We start from the raw sequence: 18,422 nt of genomic DNA on the forward strand, positions 1-18,422 counted from the left end.
ATGAAAAATTATAAATACAAAATTCTTGTACTTTCAGACTTAAAGAAGAATGCAAGTTCAACCTTAAAAAGCAGCGTGAGTTTAGCCAACATGATTGATGCAGAAATAGCATTATTTCATGTAAAAGAACACATTGACATTTTAAAAAGAGATAATCAATTGTCTTCAATGAGAACTTTAAATGATGAACATAAGAATATCAAAAAGAAAATACATACTATAGTTAACGACTTTTCAAAAGAATATAATGTAAAAATTAATGGTGATTATGCATTTGGAAAAGTGAAAGAAGAAATTGAAAAACAAATACAAATTCACAATCCTGATATAATTGTTTTAGGTCAACGTGAACCAGCTCCTTTTAAACTTCTTGGCGATAGCATTACGCGCTTTATATTAAAAAAATTTAAAGGAATTATAATGATTACTTCAAATGAAAACACGTTAGTCCCAAATGAAAAAGTAGCTTTAGGTGTTTTAAATGGTTCTACTAAATTTTTAAAAAACAAGCTTTCTAACGATTTAATAACGCATTCAAAAGCGCCATTAAAATCTTTTAGAATTCTTAATAGCCAAAACTTAAACACGCCTAAATTAAACGAAGAAAAAATGGTCGAGTATGTCTTTGAGCAAAATGATAATGCTATGACAACACTTTCTTCGTATTTACAAAAAAACAACATTAATTTATTATGTGTAGACAGAGATAAAAACAAAGCAAATAACACTATAAATGCTGATACATCATTAAAAGAAGTAGTAAGCAAGTTAAACGTTTCGTTATTAGTTTCAGAAGCATAATTTAATTTTAATTATTACAAAACACATATGAAAGCACATACACAAGAAACACAGGCAACAATGACCCCTGAAAAGTCATTAGAATACTTAATAGAAGGGAACTTACGATTTCAAAATAATTTAAAAGCAAATCGTAACCTTTTAGAACAAGTAGACGATACTAGTGGGGGCAATTTCCATTTGCAACATTTTTAAGCTGTATAGATTCTAGAGTACCCCCAGAGTTACTTTTTGACCAAGGACTTGGAGATATTTTCAGTATTCGTATTGCAGGAAACTTTGTAAATGATGATATTTTAGGAAGTATGGAATTTGCATGTAAATTGGCCGGAACCAAGCTTTTAGTGGTTTTAGGTCATACCGCATGTGGAGCCGTAAAAGGAGCTTGTGACGATGCCAAATTAGGAAAACTTACCGGAATGTTAGCTAAAATTAAACCAGCCGTTAATGCGGTAACATCACCTGAAGACGCTAGTTTAAGAAACTCTGGAAATTTAGAGTTTGTAAACAATGTTGCTGAACAAAATGTATTGCTAACTATTGATAAAATTTTGAAGGATAGCGCGGTTTTGGCTGAGATGCATAACAGTGGTGAAATCAAAATTGTTGGAGCAATGTATAATGTTCATTCAGGAGCAGTAACATTTATTTAGTCTATAAAATTAATAAAGAAACTTAACAGGTTTTAAACCCTGTTAGGTTTTTTTAATCTACCCAATTAAAAGTAGGAATAACTATTTAAATTTTTACAAAAACATGTTTTGCATTAAAAATAGTAATAAGGCCAATAATACTTGAATCATAGCATTTCATTTTTTAGTTCATAAGTTTTAATGTAGCATCCACATATTTCAAAAGTACAATTTATATAAACAAAAGTAAAATCCTACTTGGTTTGCGTTAGGGATAGCAGCGACATCCTTTTTTTGAAATGTAACGAAGTGGAATTACAACAAAAGATACAGCGGAAAGCCCGACCTGCAAGGGAACGCCCAAAAATAACCGTATCAAAAATAATTAGTAATTTTGCAGCCAAAAATTTTAGGTTTGGTAAAAATAGGAGATATTGAATTGAATGACTTCCCGCTATTGTTAGCGCCAATGGAAGATGTGAGCGATCCACCGTTTAGAGCATTGTGCAAAGAACAAGGTGCTGATGTGGTGTATACTGAATTTATTTCGAGCGAAGGCTTGATTAGAGATGCTGCAAAAAGTAGAAAAAAATTGGACATTTACGAAAAGGAACGTCCGGTTGGTATTCAAATTTTTGGAGCGAATTTAGAATCCATGTTGCGAACGGTTGAAATTGTTGAACAATCGAAGCCTGATATTATTGATATTAATTTTGGTTGTCCGGTAAAAAAAGTGGTTAGCAAAGGTGCCGGCGCAGGAATTTTAAAGGACATTGATTTAATGGTTGAACTAACCGACGCCATGGTGAAACACACCAAATTACCTGTTACAGTAAAAACGCGTTTGGGTTGGGATGAATCATCCATAAAAATTGTTGAAGTTGCTGAACGTTTGCAAGATGTTGGCTGCTCGGCGATCTCTATTCACGGGCGTACACGTGCGCAAATGTATAAAGGTGATGCCAATTGGGCACCTATTGCAGAAGTAAAAAACAACTCGAGAATGCACATTCCTGTTTTTGGTAATGGCGATGTAAATACTCCAGAACGCGCGGTTGAAATGCGTGATAAATTTGGTTTAGATGGCGCTATGATTGGAAGAGCTAGCATTGGAAATCCTTGGTTTTTTAAACAAGTAAAACACTTTATAGCAACTGGTGAACACTTGCCCGAAGTTACCATTGCTGAACGTGTTGAAATGGCAAAACGCCACCTAGAAATGGAAATTGATTGGAAAGAGAGTGAAATTGTTGGCGTTATGGAAATGCGTAGACATTACACCAACTACTTTAAAGGAATTCCAGATTTTAAACCTTACCGTATGAAAATGGTGACTTCAGATGCAGCACAAGATGTTTACGATGCTTTTGATGAAGTTCTGCAAAAATTTGCCTAATTTTAACTAGTGAAAAAAATCTTATTTACTGTTTTATTATCATTTATGCTTATTGCCTGTGCTGATAAAGCAACCTCGCAAGCTGAATTAAAATTGGTAAACACTATAAAGCTTAAAATTGCTGAACCTTCAGGAATTACAGCTTATAAAAAACACTTGTACATTGTTAGCGACCAAAATGGTGGCATATACAAAACTACCTTAACAGGAGAAGTTGTAAAAAAAATTAAGACAAACTACAAAGATTTAGAAGGAATTACCATTATTCCTTCTTCCAAAAAAATAGCCATTGTTAACGAAGCTAAACGCTCCCTTATTTACTTAAATTTAAAAGGCAAGTTTTTAAATAAGCATAAAATTAAAGGGGAACAAGAAACAACGAATAGCGGATTAGAAGGCATTTGTTTTGACAGCTCAATAAAAAGGTTATTTGCTGTAAATGAAAAAGCGCCTAAACAACTATTAGCATTGAATTTAAAAGGTGAAATTAAAAACACCTATCCTTTAAATTTTTCTAAAGATGTTTCGGGCATTTGTTTTGATGAAAATAGCAATTGCTTATGGATAATTAGCGATGAATCAAGTGCTATTTATCAAATTTCAAAAAAAGGAAAGCTTTTAAAAAAGCATAAAATTAACGTTGAAAAAGGTGAAGGGATTGTAATTTATAAAAACCATATGTATGTGGTTAGTGACTCCCAAAACACCTTATATGTGTTTGAAATGGTTAACTAACAAGCTCATATTATAATTCATAAAAAAAGCAGTTTGAAAATTTCAAACTGCTTTTTACTATTTAGAATTTATATTTATTTTAAATCAAATCGATCTGCATTCATTACTTTTACCCAAGCATTCACAAAATCGTTTACAAATTGTTCTTTATTATCGTCTTGTGCATAAAATTCAGCATATGAACGTAAAACTGAATTTGAACCAAACACCAAATCAATTCGTGTAGCTGTATATTTTACTTTTCCCGTTTTTTTACAACGAATATTATACAATCCGTTTTCTGAAGGCTCCCAAGCGTAGCCCATATCTGTTAAGTTTACAAAAAAATCGTTAGACAAAGTTCCAACAGCATCTGTAAATACACCGTGTTTGGTTTCACCATAATTGGTTCCCATTACACGCATTCCACCTAACAACACCGTCATTTCAGGAGCAGTTAAACCCATTAATTGTGTGCGATCTAATAGCAATTCTTCTGGACTCACTATATAATCTTTTTTCAACCAGTTTCTATAACCATCAGCTAATGGTTCTAGCGGTTCAAACGATACTTCATCTGTCATTTCATCAGTTGCATCACCACGTCCAGGAGTAAAAGGAACTGAAATCGCTATTCCTGCTTTTTTAGCTGCTTGTTCAACACCCATATTTCCAGCCAATACAATGGTATCTGCAATGCTTATTTCAAATTCAGCTGCAATAGGTTCTAAAACGGATAGTACTTTTGCTAATTTTTCTGGCTCATTTCCTTCCCAATCTTTTTGAGGCGCTAATCTAATTCTTGCGCCATTTGCTCCTCCTCGTTTATCTGAACCTCTAAATGTTCTAGCACTATCCCAAGCAGTCCCAACCATTTCAGAAATGCTTAATCCTGCATTTGCAATTTTTTCTTTTACCGCAGCAACATCATAAGTTGTTTTCCCTTTAGGAATAGGATCTTGCCAAATCAAATCTTCTTTAGGAACATCTGGACCAAAATAACAGGATTTAGGCCCCATATCACGATGTGTTAATTTAAACCAAGCACGTGCAAAAGCATCAGAAAAAGCATCAAAATCATTCATAAATTTTAATGAAATTTCTTTATACGTTGGATCAACTTTCATTGCCATATCCGCATCCGTCATCATAGGATTGTAACGAATTGTAAAGTCTTCAACATCTACAGGCTTGTCTTCTTCTTTTATTGCTTTAGGCTCCCATTGCCAAGCTCCTGCAGGACTTTTTTGCAATTCCCAATCGTGTTTAAATAACATTTCAAAAAAACCATTATCCCATTTGGTTGGATTACTAGTCCAAGCTCCTTCTAAACCACTTGATACTGTATAACGACCTTTCCCTGTTTTGTTTGGATTTGACCAACCCAAGCCTTGTTCTTCAACATCGGCAGCTTCAGGAACTGGGCCCAATATACTTGCATCTCCATTTCCATGCGCTTTTCCAACGGTATGCCCACCTGCTGTTAAAGCAACAGTTTCTTCGTCGTTCATTGCCATTCTTTTGAATGTTTCACGTACTTGCTCTGCTGTTTTTAAAGGATTAGGCACTCCATTTACCCCTTCAGGATTTACATAAATTAACCCCATTTGTACCGCTGCCAACGGATTTTCCATAGTTGCAGGGTCTTCTAAATTTTCATAACGACTATCGCTTGGTGCTAACCACTCTTTTTCTGCTCCCCAATAAATATCCTGTTCAGGATGCCAAATATCTTCTCGTCCAAAAGCAAAACCAAACGTTTTTAAGCCCATATTTTCATAAGCAATGGTTCCTGCCAAAATAATTAAATCGGCCCAACTTATTTTATTTCCATATTTTTTCTTAATTGGCCACAACAAACGTCGTGCTTTATCTAAATTCACATTGTCTGGCCACGAATTAAGTGGCGCAAAACGTTGATTTCCCGTTCCACCTCCACCACGTCCATCAGCTGTTCTGTAGGTACCTGCTGAGTGCCAAGCCATACGAATCATTAATCCGCCATAATGCCCCCAATCTGCAGGCCACCATTCCTGACTGTCTGTCAATAAATTATGTACGTCTTTCTTTAAAGCTGCAACATCTAATTTTTTTAATTCTTCACGATAGTTAAAATTGAGTTTTAAAGGATTTGTCTTTGTATCGTGTTGGTGTAAAATATCTAAATTTAATGCCTTAGGCCACCAATCCATTACAGATTTATCTGTTGAAGTATTTGCACCGTGCATTACAGGACATTTTCCCATTTCATTTATGTTTTCCTCTTTACTTGTAGATTGATTGTGGTCAACTGGGCATTTACCGTCTTTTGAACTGCTCATGATTTTTAATTTTTAAGTTACAACAAATTAAGTATAAAAAATAGTTATCGATAAAAGATGGCGATAGATATTTCTTATATTTAAATAAATATTTAAAGCTTTGGAGTGAAGTGCAAACTATTATCCAACAGAATAATAGCTAAGTAAATTTAATAGAATAATTTCACTTTTTAAAAAAAAGTTCAACTTTTATTCAACCAATTTTTTAGAAATTCTACTACTGGCTATTTTTGAAGCTAAAAAACCTAAAATAAGAATGGTAATTGCTACTGAAAATACATTGTAAAAAGTAAATTCAACAGGATATGCTAAATTTTGTGTAATCATAAATAGTTGGTATTCTTTTTGAAGTATTACTAGTATAATTCCAGTGGAAAGACCAATAATTAAACCTAGTACCGATAACAAAAAGCCTTGCAGTATAAATACGCGTTTAATATCTTTTATGGTTGCGCCTAAACTATACAATGTTTTTAAGTTGTCGCGCTTATCTAAAATCATCATAATAATTGCGCCAATTACATTGAACAACGCAATGATTAAAATTAAGGTGAAGATTAAATAGGAGGCTAAATTTTCAGTATTCAACATTTTATAAAAAACTGCATTTAATTGCTCTCTGGTTTCAATTTTAAATGCTGATCCTAATTTGCTTTCTAAATCACTAATTACAGCTGCTCTATCACTGCTATTTTCAACTTTAATTTCTATTGCTGAAAGTTGTTCAGGTTTATAACTTAGTAACTCCTGCGCGAGTTGTAAAGATATAAAAACGAACTTTCGATCAATTTCATCAGTTAAACCAAAAATACCTATTGGCTGTGTATTTATTTGATTGAAGGCTTTATTAGGATTGGTGATATATCCCTTTCCTGGTTTTGGAACATAAATTTTTAAGGGTTCCAAGAAATCAAAAACACCTAAAGACAAGGTGTTAGAAATACGATTACCTACCACCACACCTGAAGGAATTTGTTCATCTAGCCAAGTTCCAATAAAAACAGTAGTATCAATACTATTAACCTGCGTGTAATTGGCATCAACACCTTTAATATAAGCAATATGTGTTTTGTTATTAAAGTCGAAAAAGGCTCTTTCTTCTATTACTTTTGAATAGAATGCAATCCCTTTTTGATTGTTAATAGCTACTTCTATTTCATTAGTAAATAAAAAAGATTTCCCTTTTTCCGAAGTAATTTTTATATCAGGATCCGATACGTTTAAAAAACCAACACTAAATTCTCTTAAGCCTGAAAACCCTGAAAGGACTATAAACAGTGCTAGCGTACCCACAATTACACCAACAGTTGCAATTAATGTTATAATATTAATGGTATTATTACTGCTTTTTGAAAATAAATATCGTTTTGCTATGTAAAGCGGAAAGTTCAAATTATCGCTTTTGGCGTTTATCTAAAACATCTGGATTTTTAATTGGGTTATCAAGTTTTCCCTTAAGCGCATTGTCAATATCTTCAATATAATCTAAACTGTCATCAATATAAAATGATAGTTCTGGCATACGACGTAATTGATTACGAGTACGTTTTGCCATTTCGTAACGTATGGTTGCCGTATTTTCTTGAACTCCTTTTAGTATAATTTCTCTTTTTAATTGAGGAAAAACGCTCAAAAAAACTTTAGCTTGCCCCAAATCTGAAGTAACATTTACTTTGGTAACAGATATAATCACTCCTTTCATCCCGTCTTGCGCAGCGTGTTGTAAAACATCAGCTAAATCTTTTTGCAAAACACCTGCTATTTTTTTTTGTCTATTTGTTTCCATAGTGCAAAGATACGTAGTTAAATGCAAACTACATTTAGTTTATTTTTAAACAATTAAAATTTGTAAACGATCTTTTTTAGATACACACATTTTTTTTTATAATCAATAATCGCATTTCCTTTTTCTAAAATATCTGCGCCAATAATTCCGTGAACAGCTTTTGCATCATGCGTTGTTAAAGCGGTATTTACGTGTGTTAAATCTAGCAACACCAAAGTACAACTATTAAATTGCCAATCTTTTAATTTCAAGGTGTTTTTTGAAGAAATTTTGGTTTCCATATCAATAGCTCCGGCTCCGGCTGCTTTGGTTTCAGAATCTTCAACTTCAAGATTAAAATTTTTTGCTAAAGAAATATCTACACAAGAATTAGAAGCACCTGTATCTAAAATAAAACGACCTTTTACGTCGTTTACAGTAGCTTTAATTTCAAAATGATTGGTGTTTATTTTTTTTAATTTAATTTTTACAAACCCTTTTCTTACCAGTAAATTCTTCAAATTCATCCCTTACTTATTTGAGGTCAAATTTACAGTTTTTAAACTCAACTAACACAAAAAGGCTGAAAGTCTTCCACCCTAACTTTCAGCCTTAAAATTATTGTACTTTAAATACTATTGGCAATGCATACTTTACTGCAACAGGATTTCCGCGTTGTTTTCCGGGTTCCATTGTTGGCAATAAATTAACAACTCTAACAGCTTCTTGTTGTAATTTAATATGAGGAGCTCTTGCCTGCACATCAACAATATTTCCATTGTTATCAATTTTAAACATAACTGAAATTCTTTTTATGCCAGGCGCTAACCCTAATTCAGTAGCCAAACCACTATCAAAGTTCTTACCTATAAATTTTGTTATTTTTGAAGTAAAACATTCCTTCATTTCAGATTTGCTTCCTGTACAACCAGGAAAAGCAGGCGCATCTTCAATTAAAATAAAAGGAACTTCTTTAATAATATCCTCAACAACTTCAACCTCATCAATATCACTAACTTCTACAGGCGCTTCAGTATCAGTTCCAACAAAAATAGTTTCAATAATATCCGTTTCATCGTCAACCTGTTTTACAACTTCAACAATTACAGGTTTTTGAACAGGTGGTGCTTTTGGAGGCTCAACAACGTATTCAATAATTGATTCTGTATCATCTTCCATTTGATAATTTGAATCGTTCAACACTATCAAATCATTTGCATACGTTTTACTTTGAATTAGTACATAAACAACAACTAATGTTAATACTAGACCTAATTGTGCAAATAACTTGGTGTAATTTTCTAAATTTGCTTTTGGATGTTTTTTTGTTTTCATGTGAAAAGATTTTTGTGTTATCGTTTTATAAACCGCAATTATTAATTAGTGAAGTGGAATTTGTTTAATTAATGTGTTGCAACTATATACCGGATAACTGTTAAAATTTTGTTAACTACAAGAAACATGCCAAAAATGAAGCCACCTAAATTTAGGTGGCTTCTGTATTTTATAATTGTTATTACCTATTTTTGCGAAATGATTATTACAGATACCCACACACACTTATATAGCGAGCAATTTAACGAAGATAGAAATGACGTAATTCAGCGTGCATTAGACGCTGATGTTTCTCGATTTTTTATTCCTGCAATTGATTCAACTTATTTAGATAGCATGCTACAATTGGAAAAAGATTTTCCTGAAAACACCTTTTTAATGATGGGTTTACACCCAACGCATGTAAAAGAAAATGTTGAAGAAGAATTAGCTTTTGTGAAAAATTGGTTAGACAAACGCACGTTTTATGGGGTTGGTGAAATTGGAATTGATTTGTATTGGGATAAAACTTTTTTAAAGCAACAACAATATGCTTTTAGGCAACAAATAAAATGGGCTAAAGAAAAAAAACTACCCATCGCTATTCATTGTAGAGATGCTTTTGATGAAATTTTTGAAATTTTAGAGGAAGAAAAAGGAGCCGATTTATTTGGAATTTTTCATTGTTTTACAGGAAATTTAAAACAGGCGAAACAAGCTATTTCTTACAATATGAAATTGGGAATTGGTGGTGTAGTAACTTTTAAAAATGGAAAAATTGATCAGTTTTTAAATGAAATTCCGTTAGAACATATTGTAGTTGAAACCGACGCTCCGTATTTAGCGCCAACACCGTTTAGAGGAAAAAGAAACGAAACTAGTTATATTACCAAAGTTGTTGAAAAATTGGCTGATATTTACCAAATTTCTAACGAAGAAGTTGCTAAAACAACCACACAAAACTCGAAAGATATTTTTGGAATCTAACCAAACCACATATTATAAAACACCTATAGGAATTGCAAAAATTACTGGAAATGAAGATGGAATTTCTTCTGTTTCGGTGTTAGATACTGAAGTTGAAATTTCAAAAAACATACCTGATTGTTTAAAAAATTGTGTGCAACAACTAGATGAATATTTTAATGGAAACAGAACTAAGTTTACGGTAAAACTAAATCCGAAAGGAACTGATTTTCAACAAAAAGTTTGGGCTGAATTATTAAATGTTCCTTTTGGAAAAACCAGTACTTATTTAGCACAATCTAAAAGTTTGGGCAATGCAAAAGCCATTAGAGCGGTAGCTTCAGCAAATGGTAAAAACCCTGTTTGGATATTGATTCCTTGTCACAGAATTATTGGAAGCGATGGATCTTTAACAGGATATGCAGGCGGACTTTGGCGAAAAAAATGGTTGTTACAACACGAAAATCCTTCACAACAACAGTCATTATTTTAAACTATTTTTACGCTTTCAACGTTAGTTACATAATGAAAAATAGTTTACTGGTACTTCTTTTATTCATTAGCGTACAAATTCAAGCGCAAATGCAATCCAAAAACTTTCATAAAAAGTTGTTTTTGGTGCAAAATGATAGCGTTCGAATAGATACGGTGAGTATTAGCCCGAGTAATTTTAAAATTTTTTCAGAAGAAAATAAAGAAATAGACACAACAAACTACAGCATTGATTTTTCAAAATCTGTAGTAGTTTTTAAAAATACTTCCTATCAAAAGGTAATCATACAATATACATCGTACCCCAATTTTTTAACTAAAAGATATTTCAAATTCAACAAAAAATTAATTGTTCCAAATGCCAACAACCAATCGCAATTATACAGTTTAACAACCAATGAGAAAAAAACTGCTTATAAACCTTTTGATGGTTTGGAGGCTGCCGGAAATATTACACGAGGCATTACTGTAGGTAACAACCAAAATGCTGTTGCAAACTCCTCTTTAGATTTACAAATAGCAGGAAAATTATCTGAAAACGTTACCCTAAAAGCTTCAATTATTGACACCAATTTACCCATTCAGGAAAACGGAAACACGTATGAGTTAAATGAATTTGATCGGGTTTTCATAGAATTATCTAGTAAAACCTGGAGCGTTAATGCAGGTGATATTTTTTTAAACAATCGTAAAACTGAATTTTTAAGGTTTGACAAACAAGTTTCGGGCTTAGGAGTAAATGCACTTATAGACACCGAAAATGCCGAAATAAAAGCCAGTGTTTCAGGGGCTTTTGTTAGGGGGAAATACAATAAAGTTCAGTTTACAGCTACAGAAGGCAACCAAGGACCTTATAGATTGAGTAACTTTGGAACCGACACCTATGTGTTAATACTTTCTGGAACTGAAGAAATTTATGTGAATGGTTTGTTGTTAAAAAGAGGTGAAAACAACGATTATATTATTGATTATAATAATGGTGAAGTTACGTTTAACACCACTTTTCCCATCACAGCAAATATGCGAATTACTGCTGAATACCAATACAGCGACAAAGTTTACAACCGTTTTATTACTTACAACAATGTAAATTACAATGCTGAAAAATTTAGTATTGGCGGTTATTTTTACAACGAAAATGATTTAAAAAATCAATCGTTAAATCCTGAACTTACGAATGAACAAAAACAAATTTTAGCAGATGCTGGTGATAATACGTTGGCTATGATTTCACCTTCAGGGCAAGAAGAATTGTATTCTGAAAATAGTATTTTATATAAAAAGGTGTTGCAAGGAACCAATGAAATTTACGAATATTCAACGGAGGAAACTTCACCTCTTTATAATGTCACTTTTTCATATGTTGGTGAAAATTTAGCAAGCTATAAACTAAAAGAAGTAATTGCTACTGGGAAAATTTATGAATATGTTGGCCAAAATTCAGGAGATTATGCACCTGTAATTCAGTTAAAAGCGCCTGACAAATTACAAGTTGCTGTATTTAACGGAGCTTACAATCCTTCAGAAAAAACAAATATGTATGCTGAGGCAGCATTTAGCAATAGCGACGAAAATTTATTTTCTACAATTGACAATGATAATAACAATGGTATTGCTACAAAAATTGGTTGGGAACAAGTGCTTTTTGAAAAAAAATGGAAATTAAAAAGCCATTTAAAATACGATTATTTACACAAAGATTTTAAAACCATTGAACGTATTCAAAGTATTGAATTTAATAGAGATTGGAATATTGAGCGTGTTTATGGAAATCAACAACTAATTAGCGCTGCATTAGTACTAGATAACAACAAAAAAAATGCAGTAACTTATGAGTTTTCAAACTTAAAATTTGGTGATGATTACAACGGTTACAATCAAAAAATAGCTGGTGTTTTTATGCAGAACAACTGGTTGGTAAACTTTAATGGAAGTACTTTAAATAATACCGATGCCATTGAAGATGGAAATTTTTGGCGTTATTATATAAACACAAAATACAATTTAAATAAAAGTTGGTTTGGCGTAAATTTAAGTGGCGAAAAAAACAAACTAATCAATAAAACTACCAATAATTTAAACACACTAAGCCATAAATTTAACGACTTTGATGCTTTTTTTGGCATTGGAGATTCCACCAACATAAAGGTTGAAATTGGTGCAAATTATAGAATAACCGATAGTATTCAACAAAATGAATTTCAGCAAGTAAATAATTCAAAAACCTATTATTTAAAATCGAGTTTTATAAATTCAACTTCAACCAATTTAAATGTTTATTTAAATTATAGATCCGTTGAAAATGTGAATTTTGCCAACGAAGAGTCGTTAAATTCTAAAATTACTTACAAACAACAACTATGGAATCAGTTTGTTTCATTTAATACTGTTTACCAAACACGCTCGGGAACATTACCGCTTCAAGATTACACTTATATTGAAACCGAACCCGGACAAGGTTTTTACACTTGGATTGATTACAATAACAATGGAATAAAAGAATTGAATGAATTTGAAATTGCGCAATTTCCTGATCAAGCAAGATATTTAAGAGTGGTATTACCAACGGTGAATTATATTGCAACACATCAAAATATTTTTAGTCAAAACCTTTTGTTGAATCCTCAACAATGGGCTTCTAGTGGCGGTTTTAAAAAACTACTCTCCCACTTTTACAATCAAACCGCTATTATAATTGACAGTAAACAACAGAAAACAGACAATAAATTCAACTTAAATCCTTTTAATATTAACAATGAAAATTTATTAGGACTCATTTTTAATTTCAATAATAGTTTTTATTTCAACAGAGGGAAAAAAGATTTTTCAACCACTTACAGGTATTTTAAAAATCAGAATATTAACACAACCACTATTGATGGTTTAGAAAATAATCTTGAATTACACCAATTGCAATTTGAACATGAAATAGCTAATTTTTGGCTATTAAATTTAGATGCAAGCACTTCAAAAAACAAGATGAATTCCACCAATTTTTCAAATAGGAATTACGCCATTAATAGCAACAATTACCTTCCTAAAATCTCGTATTATTACACTAAAAATTCTTACTTCTCCGTATTTTATCACTATAAAAACAAAGAGAATACCATTGGTGATTTTGAGACTTTAAAAACATCAAATATTGGCGTATTAGCTAATTATTTCAATAATGAAAAATCGTTGATAAAATTGGAATTCAACCTGTTCAATAATAAATTTATAGGAAATAGCAATTCACCAGTTGCTTACCAAATGCTAGAAGGTTTACAACCTGGAAAGAATTATACTTGGAGTTTGTTATTTCAACGAAAACTGTTTTCATTTTTAAATTTAAACATTGATTATTTAGGAAGAAAAAGTGAAACTTCAAAAACTATTCATACAGGTTCTGTTCAGCTAAAAGCACATTTTTAAATTAATAATTAGTTCGGTTAAATTATTGATACTACTTTTGCTTAAACTCAAACAAATTATGAAAAAAATTATCTTATCAATCTGCTTAGTATTTTTGTTTTTGAATGCTAATTCTCAAGAAGATGAAAAAATTCCAAAACACGAAATAAAATTAAATGCAGCCTATCTATTAGCTGGGATTCCTGAAATTGGATATGCACATCTTATAAATGAAGAATCTTCCATAGGAATTGACCTATTATTTAATATTGTTGGAGATGTTGAATTAAAATTTGCACTTACTCCATATTATCGTTTTTATTTTGGGAATGATATAGCTAATGGTTTTTTTGTTGAAGGCTTTGGTATGTTAAACACCATTGAAACTGAAACTTACAATGGATTTGATGTTTACGACTATACTGATGAAACGGATTTTGCTCTTGGTTTCTCGCTTGGTGGTAAATTTGTAACCAATAATAACTTTACTTTTGAAATTTATGGTGGTATTGGACGGAATTTATTGAATACTGATAGTGTAGATTTTGTTCCTAGGCTAGGAGTAACAATTGGAAAAAGATTTTAATGAATTTAATAAAAAGATAGAATGAAAAAAATAATAGTTGCTTTCACAATTTTAACTTGTACACTTAGCCAAGCTCAAAATGAAATTAAAATTGACCTATTTGATGGTTTGGTTTTAAAATCTATTGAAGTTTCCTACGAACATTTCTTAAACGAAGAATCATCAATAGGTATTTCAGCTTTTTTTAACCTTGATGAAGGTGCTAGTTTTAGTTACAATGAAAAAACAATGTTTACTCCTTATTTTCGTCACCATTTTCCTTCAAGAACAAGTTGGAGATTTTTTGGAGAAGTATTTGTTGGTATAAATAGTGGTGAAAAAGAAATTAAAATTAATGATGCTCCAAACACTTATAAGGATTATACCGATGGTGCATTAGGTGTTGCTATAGGTACAAAATATGTATCACCAAAAGGATTTGTAATTGATATTTTTGGCGGAATAGGTAGAAATTTATTTAATTCATACGCACCTTCAATTGTACCAAGAGCAGGAATTAATATTGGGTATAGACTTTAATGAAAAAAATTAATAAAAAAACTCCGAAGAAATTTCTTCGGAGTTTTTTTTATATACTATTTAATAAAAAATTACATTTTCATTAACCAGTTTTTTACATCAACCTCTTCTTTAATTAGTGCTTTTAATTCAGAAATTTTAACACGTTGTTGCTCCATAGTATCTCTATGACGAATCGTTACAGAATCATCGGTTAACGTATCGTGATCAACAGTTATACAAAATGGAGTACCATTTGCATCTTGCCTTCTATAACGTCTTCCTACCGCATCTTTTTCATCGTAAGCAACATTAAAATCCCATTTTAAATCTTCCACTATTTTTTTAGCAATTTCTGGTAAACCATCCTTTTTTACTAAAGGTAAAACAGCCGCTTTTGTAGGTGCTAAAACTGCTGGTAATTTTAAAACCGTTCTTGTGGTACCATTTTCTAACGCTTCTTCTTGTAAAGAGTTTGAGAAGACTGCTAAAAACATACGATCTAAACCAATAGAAGTTTCAACTACATAAGGAACGTAACGTTCGTTAATTTCAGGATCGAAATATTGTAATTTTTTACCTGAATGCTCTTCGTGTGCTTTTAAATCAAAATCTGTACGTGAATGAATTCCTTCTAATTCTTTAAATCCAAAAGGAAATCTAAACTCAATATCGGCAGCTGCATCAGCATAATGTGCTAATTTATCGTGATCGTGGAAACGGTAATTATCTTCACCCATTCCTAAGGAAAGGTGCCATTTTAATCTATTTTCTTTCCACTGCTCATACCATTCTTTTTGTGTTCCAGGACGTACAAAAAATTGCATTTCCATTTGTTCAAATTCACGCATACGGAAAATGAACTGACGGGCCACTATTTCATTTCTAAAGGCTTTACCAGTTTGAGCAATTCCGAAAGGAATTTTCATTCGACCAGTTTTTTGAACATTTAAAAAGTTCACAAAAATACCTTGGGCAGTTTCTGGACGTAAATACAAATCCATTGCAGTATCTGCAGATGCACCTAATTTAGTTCCAAACATTAAGTTGAATTGCTTAACATCTGTCCAGTTTTTTGAACCAGACAATGGGCAACCAATTTCCAATTCTTCAATTAACAGTTTTACATCAGCTAAATCTTCTTTTTCTAAAGATTTCCCCATACGTTGCAAAATTGCCTCACCTTTTGCTTTATATCCAACTACACGTGTATTGGTTGCCAAAAATTCTGTTTTATCAAAAGATTCACCAAAGCGTTTTGCTGCTTTAGCTACTTCTTTTTCAATTTTAGCATCTAATTTCCCAACATAGTCTTCAATTAAAACATCGGCTCTATATCTTTTTTTAGAATCTTTATTATCAATTAACGGATCATTAAAAGCATCTACATGGCCTGAAGCTTTCCAAGTTGTTGGGTGCATAAAAATTGCAGCATCTAATCCAACAATATTATCATTCATCTGCACCATCGCTTTCCACCAGTATTCTCTAATGTTTTTCTTTAACTCAACACCGTTTTGAGCATAGTCGTACACTGCACTCAAACCATCGTAAATTTCACTTGATTGAAATACGTAACCGTACTCTTTTGCGTGCGAAACTACTTTTTTAAATTTATCTTCTTGATTTGCCATGCTGCAAAAATAGTAAAGCTTTTAGTACTATAAAACAAAAAAGTGGAAATAGCCGAAACTATTTCCACCTAATTAACATTAAATAACATTAACTGGAGTTGCCTTTCTTATTTTAAGGTAACTGTACTCACTCCTGCAAGTAAATTATCAATATATACATTTACTGTATAAACGCCTTTTTTAATATTGTCACTGTTTACTTCAACTAGTGAAATTATTGCAATATCTTCATTTAAATAATTAACCAATGTTCTATCACTGTATGAAATAGTTGACTCATCTAACAGCGTAAGCTCACCTTTACTCCCTATGGTATTTCCCTGCATATCAAGCACTTGAATATACACACTACGCTCTCCTTGCTCAGCAATTGCATTTTTATCAATAGTGAAATTAATTCTAAACGCATCTGTATTTTTAGATCTAGCAGTTTCTACTAACTTTCCGCTAGATTTTTCTCGCATTGCCAATACCTTAATTGCATTCACTTTCAAAATTGAACCAATAGCTACTTTTTCACCAAGCTTCATATTTTGAATAGCTAACGTGTCATTTTTAGCAATTTGGCTTGTAATTTCAACATTTGCACTGTCTAAATTTTGAGTTAATAACTCATTTTTTTTAGTTAACTCATCATTCATTTGAAATAACTCTAAATTGTCAGCTTCAAGCTTTTCAATTTGTTTTCTGTATCTACGAATTAAGCTATAATTTGTAGCTTTTAAATCTTTTATTGAATCTCTTAGCGCAATAATTTTGTCTCTTTCAAAAGCTAATTCATTAGACATTGATGTATTTTCACCAATAGCATCTTCATATTTTACAATCATGCTATCTAAATTCATCTCAATTTCTGCTTTCTCATCTTCAATAGCATTGGTTAATTTATTATGCTCACTATTAGCATAAAAAGTGTAACCTAAGGCAGCAATTAATAGTACTCCAAGTACTATCATAATTAACTTATTGTTCGATTTTTTGTCTTGTTCCATCTTTAAAATTTTAGGGTTTTATAATTCAACGCAATTTACGTCAATAAATTATATTAGAGTGAGAAATTAGAGGTATACTTTTTGTTCTGAGGAATTATAAATTTACTACTTTTACTTCTGAATTTATAATTAATTGAGCCTTATCTAATAGAATTCATCATTTATATTATAAATTGTAGGTTTTTAAAAACGTTTTGCTATGAATTTTTTAAAAAACATCTATGAATTGTTTTATCCTGAGCTGTGCGCTTGCTGTAATAACACCCTAACTAGCAACGAATTAACAGTTTGCGTAAATTGCAGACATGATTTACCACTCACAAATTTTACCAATGAAGAAAATAACTTGGTTGAAAAATCATTTTATGGTAGAATTCAAATTGAAACAGCTACCGCTTTATTTTATTTTTTTAAAAAAGGTAAAATTCAAAATCTAATACACGCATTAAAATATAAAAACCAACAACAGGTTGGCACATTATTGGGAAATTGGCTTGGGAGTGAATTGGTTGAAAGTAACCGATTTTCTAGTATCGATTATATTATACCCGTACCACTTCATAAAAACAAATTAAAAACCCGTGGGTACAACCAGGTTTCTTTTTTTGGAAAAAGCATGGCAAAAATCTTAAAAATTCCATTTAACGAAACTATTTTAACACGTATTTCTTTCACAAAAACCCAAACTAAAAAAGTTCGCTTTGACAGGTGGAATAACGTACACGAATTATTTTTTGTTGAAGACCAAAAAGTATTAGAAAACAAGCATATTTTACTAATTGATGATATTATAACAACCGGCGCCACCCTTGAAGCTTGCTGTAAAGCTTTTGAAAAAACGAAAAATATAAAAATTAGTATTGCCTGTATGGCATACACTAAATAAATAAATTGTTATTTTGCACTAAAATTTTA

16 protein-coding genes and 1 pseudogene are annotated in these 18,422 nt (G+C 31.6%); 10 read left to right on the forward strand and 7 right to left on the reverse strand.

Features of this window, described 5'->3' with window-relative positions:
• The 4 genes and pseudogenes from CHB67_RS10230 to CHB67_RS10245 all read left to right on the forward strand — a co-directional run bounded on the left by CHB67_RS10230 (position 1) and on the right by CHB67_RS10245 (position 3,564).
• Complete coding sequence (locus CHB67_RS10230) at positions 1-801, forward strand: universal stress protein (protein ID WP_089381681.1); 801 nt, start codon at positions 1-3, stop codon at positions 799-801.
• Positions 802-828: 27 nt separating this feature from the next.
• Positions 829-1,454: pseudogene (locus CHB67_RS10235) on the forward strand (carbonic anhydrase family protein).
• A gap of 394 nt (positions 1,455-1,848) precedes the next feature.
• Positions 1,849-2,829 (forward strand): tRNA dihydrouridine synthase DusB, encoded by a 981-nt coding sequence (gene dusB, locus CHB67_RS10240; RefSeq protein WP_089381758.1) that lies wholly within the window; start codon positions 1,849-1,851, stop codon positions 2,827-2,829.
• Positions 2,830-2,838: 9 nt separating this feature from the next.
• Entirely contained in the window at positions 2,839-3,564 is a 726-nt protein-coding gene (locus tag CHB67_RS10245; protein WP_141119701.1) for an SdiA-regulated domain-containing protein, read from the forward strand.
• A 74-nt stretch (positions 3,565-3,638) separates the two neighbouring features.
• Here the strand turns inward: CHB67_RS10245 and katG are convergent, their stop codons facing one another.
• From katG to CHB67_RS10270, 5 genes are all read right to left on the reverse strand, one after another.
• Positions 3,639-5,864, reverse strand: coding sequence for a catalase/peroxidase HPI (katG, locus tag CHB67_RS10250; protein ID WP_217900265.1), 2,226 nt, complete (start codon positions 5,862-5,864; stop codon positions 3,639-3,641).
• A gap of 189 nt (positions 5,865-6,053) precedes the next feature.
• Positions 6,054-7,256: an ABC transporter permease gene (locus CHB67_RS10255; protein ID WP_089381683.1), complete on the reverse strand. Its 1,203-nt coding sequence runs from the start codon at positions 7,254-7,256 to the stop codon at positions 6,054-6,056.
• 1 nt (position 7,257) lies between these two features.
• Positions 7,258-7,650 carry a 30S ribosome-binding factor RbfA gene (gene rbfA / locus CHB67_RS10260; protein ID WP_089381684.1) on the reverse strand — a complete coding sequence of 131 codons (393 nt, stop codon included), beginning with the start codon at positions 7,648-7,650 and terminating at the stop codon, positions 7,258-7,260.
• Between the two features lie 53 nt (positions 7,651-7,703).
• Positions 7,704-8,156 carry a retropepsin-like aspartic protease gene (locus CHB67_RS10265; RefSeq protein WP_089381685.1) on the reverse strand — a complete coding sequence of 151 codons (453 nt, stop codon included), beginning with the start codon at positions 8,154-8,156 and terminating at the stop codon, positions 7,704-7,706.
• 91 nt (positions 8,157-8,247) lie between these two features.
• A complete protein-coding gene (locus CHB67_RS10270; protein ID WP_089381686.1) occupies positions 8,248-8,964 on the reverse strand; it encodes an energy transducer TonB in 717 nt (238 codons plus the stop codon).
• A gap of 198 nt (positions 8,965-9,162) precedes the next feature.
• On the opposite strand from CHB67_RS10270, the gene CHB67_RS10275 reads away from it, so the two are divergent.
• From CHB67_RS10275 to CHB67_RS10295, 5 genes are all read left to right on the forward strand, one after another.
• On the forward strand, positions 9,163-9,930 hold the full coding sequence (locus tag CHB67_RS10275) for a TatD family hydrolase (protein ID WP_089381760.1): 768 nt from the start codon (positions 9,163-9,165) through the stop codon (positions 9,928-9,930).
• Positions 9,920-10,402, forward strand: coding sequence for a methylated-DNA--[protein]-cysteine S-methyltransferase (locus CHB67_RS10280; protein WP_089381687.1), 483 nt, complete (start codon positions 9,920-9,922; stop codon positions 10,400-10,402). The genes CHB67_RS10275 and CHB67_RS10280 overlap by 11 nt, the downstream gene beginning before the upstream one ends.
• Positions 10,403-10,491: 89 nt before the next feature.
• Entirely contained in the window at positions 10,492-13,818 is a 3,327-nt protein-coding gene (locus CHB67_RS10285; protein WP_141119702.1) for a hypothetical protein, read from the forward strand.
• 58 nt (positions 13,819-13,876) lie between these two features.
• A complete protein-coding gene (locus tag CHB67_RS10290; RefSeq protein WP_089381689.1) occupies positions 13,877-14,383 on the forward strand; it encodes a DUF3575 domain-containing protein in 507 nt (168 codons plus the stop codon).
• Positions 14,384-14,404: 21 nt separating this feature from the next.
• Entirely contained in the window at positions 14,405-14,902 is a 498-nt protein-coding gene (locus CHB67_RS10295) for a hypothetical protein (protein WP_089381690.1), read from the forward strand.
• A 71-nt stretch (positions 14,903-14,973) separates the two neighbouring features.
• Here the strand turns inward: CHB67_RS10295 and CHB67_RS10300 are convergent, their stop codons facing one another.
• Positions 14,974-16,515 carry a glycine--tRNA ligase gene (locus CHB67_RS10300; RefSeq protein WP_089381691.1) on the reverse strand — a complete coding sequence of 514 codons (1,542 nt, stop codon included), beginning with the start codon at positions 16,513-16,515 and terminating at the stop codon, positions 14,974-14,976.
• Between the two features lie 107 nt (positions 16,516-16,622).
• Positions 16,623-17,507: a hypothetical protein gene (locus CHB67_RS10305; protein ID WP_089381692.1), complete on the reverse strand. Its 885-nt coding sequence runs from the start codon at positions 17,505-17,507 to the stop codon at positions 16,623-16,625.
• A 199-nt stretch (positions 17,508-17,706) separates the two neighbouring features.
• Between CHB67_RS10305 and CHB67_RS10310 the strand changes: the two genes are divergently transcribed.
• The gene (locus CHB67_RS10310; RefSeq protein WP_089381693.1) at positions 17,707-18,393 is read left to right on the forward strand and encodes a ComF family protein; all 687 of its coding nucleotides are present in this window, start codon (positions 17,707-17,709) and stop codon (positions 18,391-18,393) included.
• The last annotated feature ends 29 nt before the right edge of the window (positions 18,394-18,422 follow it).

Source organism: Lutibacter agarilyticus, assembly GCF_900188235.1.
GTDB classification, from domain to species: Bacteria; Bacteroidota; Bacteroidia; order Flavobacteriales; family Flavobacteriaceae; genus Lutibacter; species Lutibacter agarilyticus.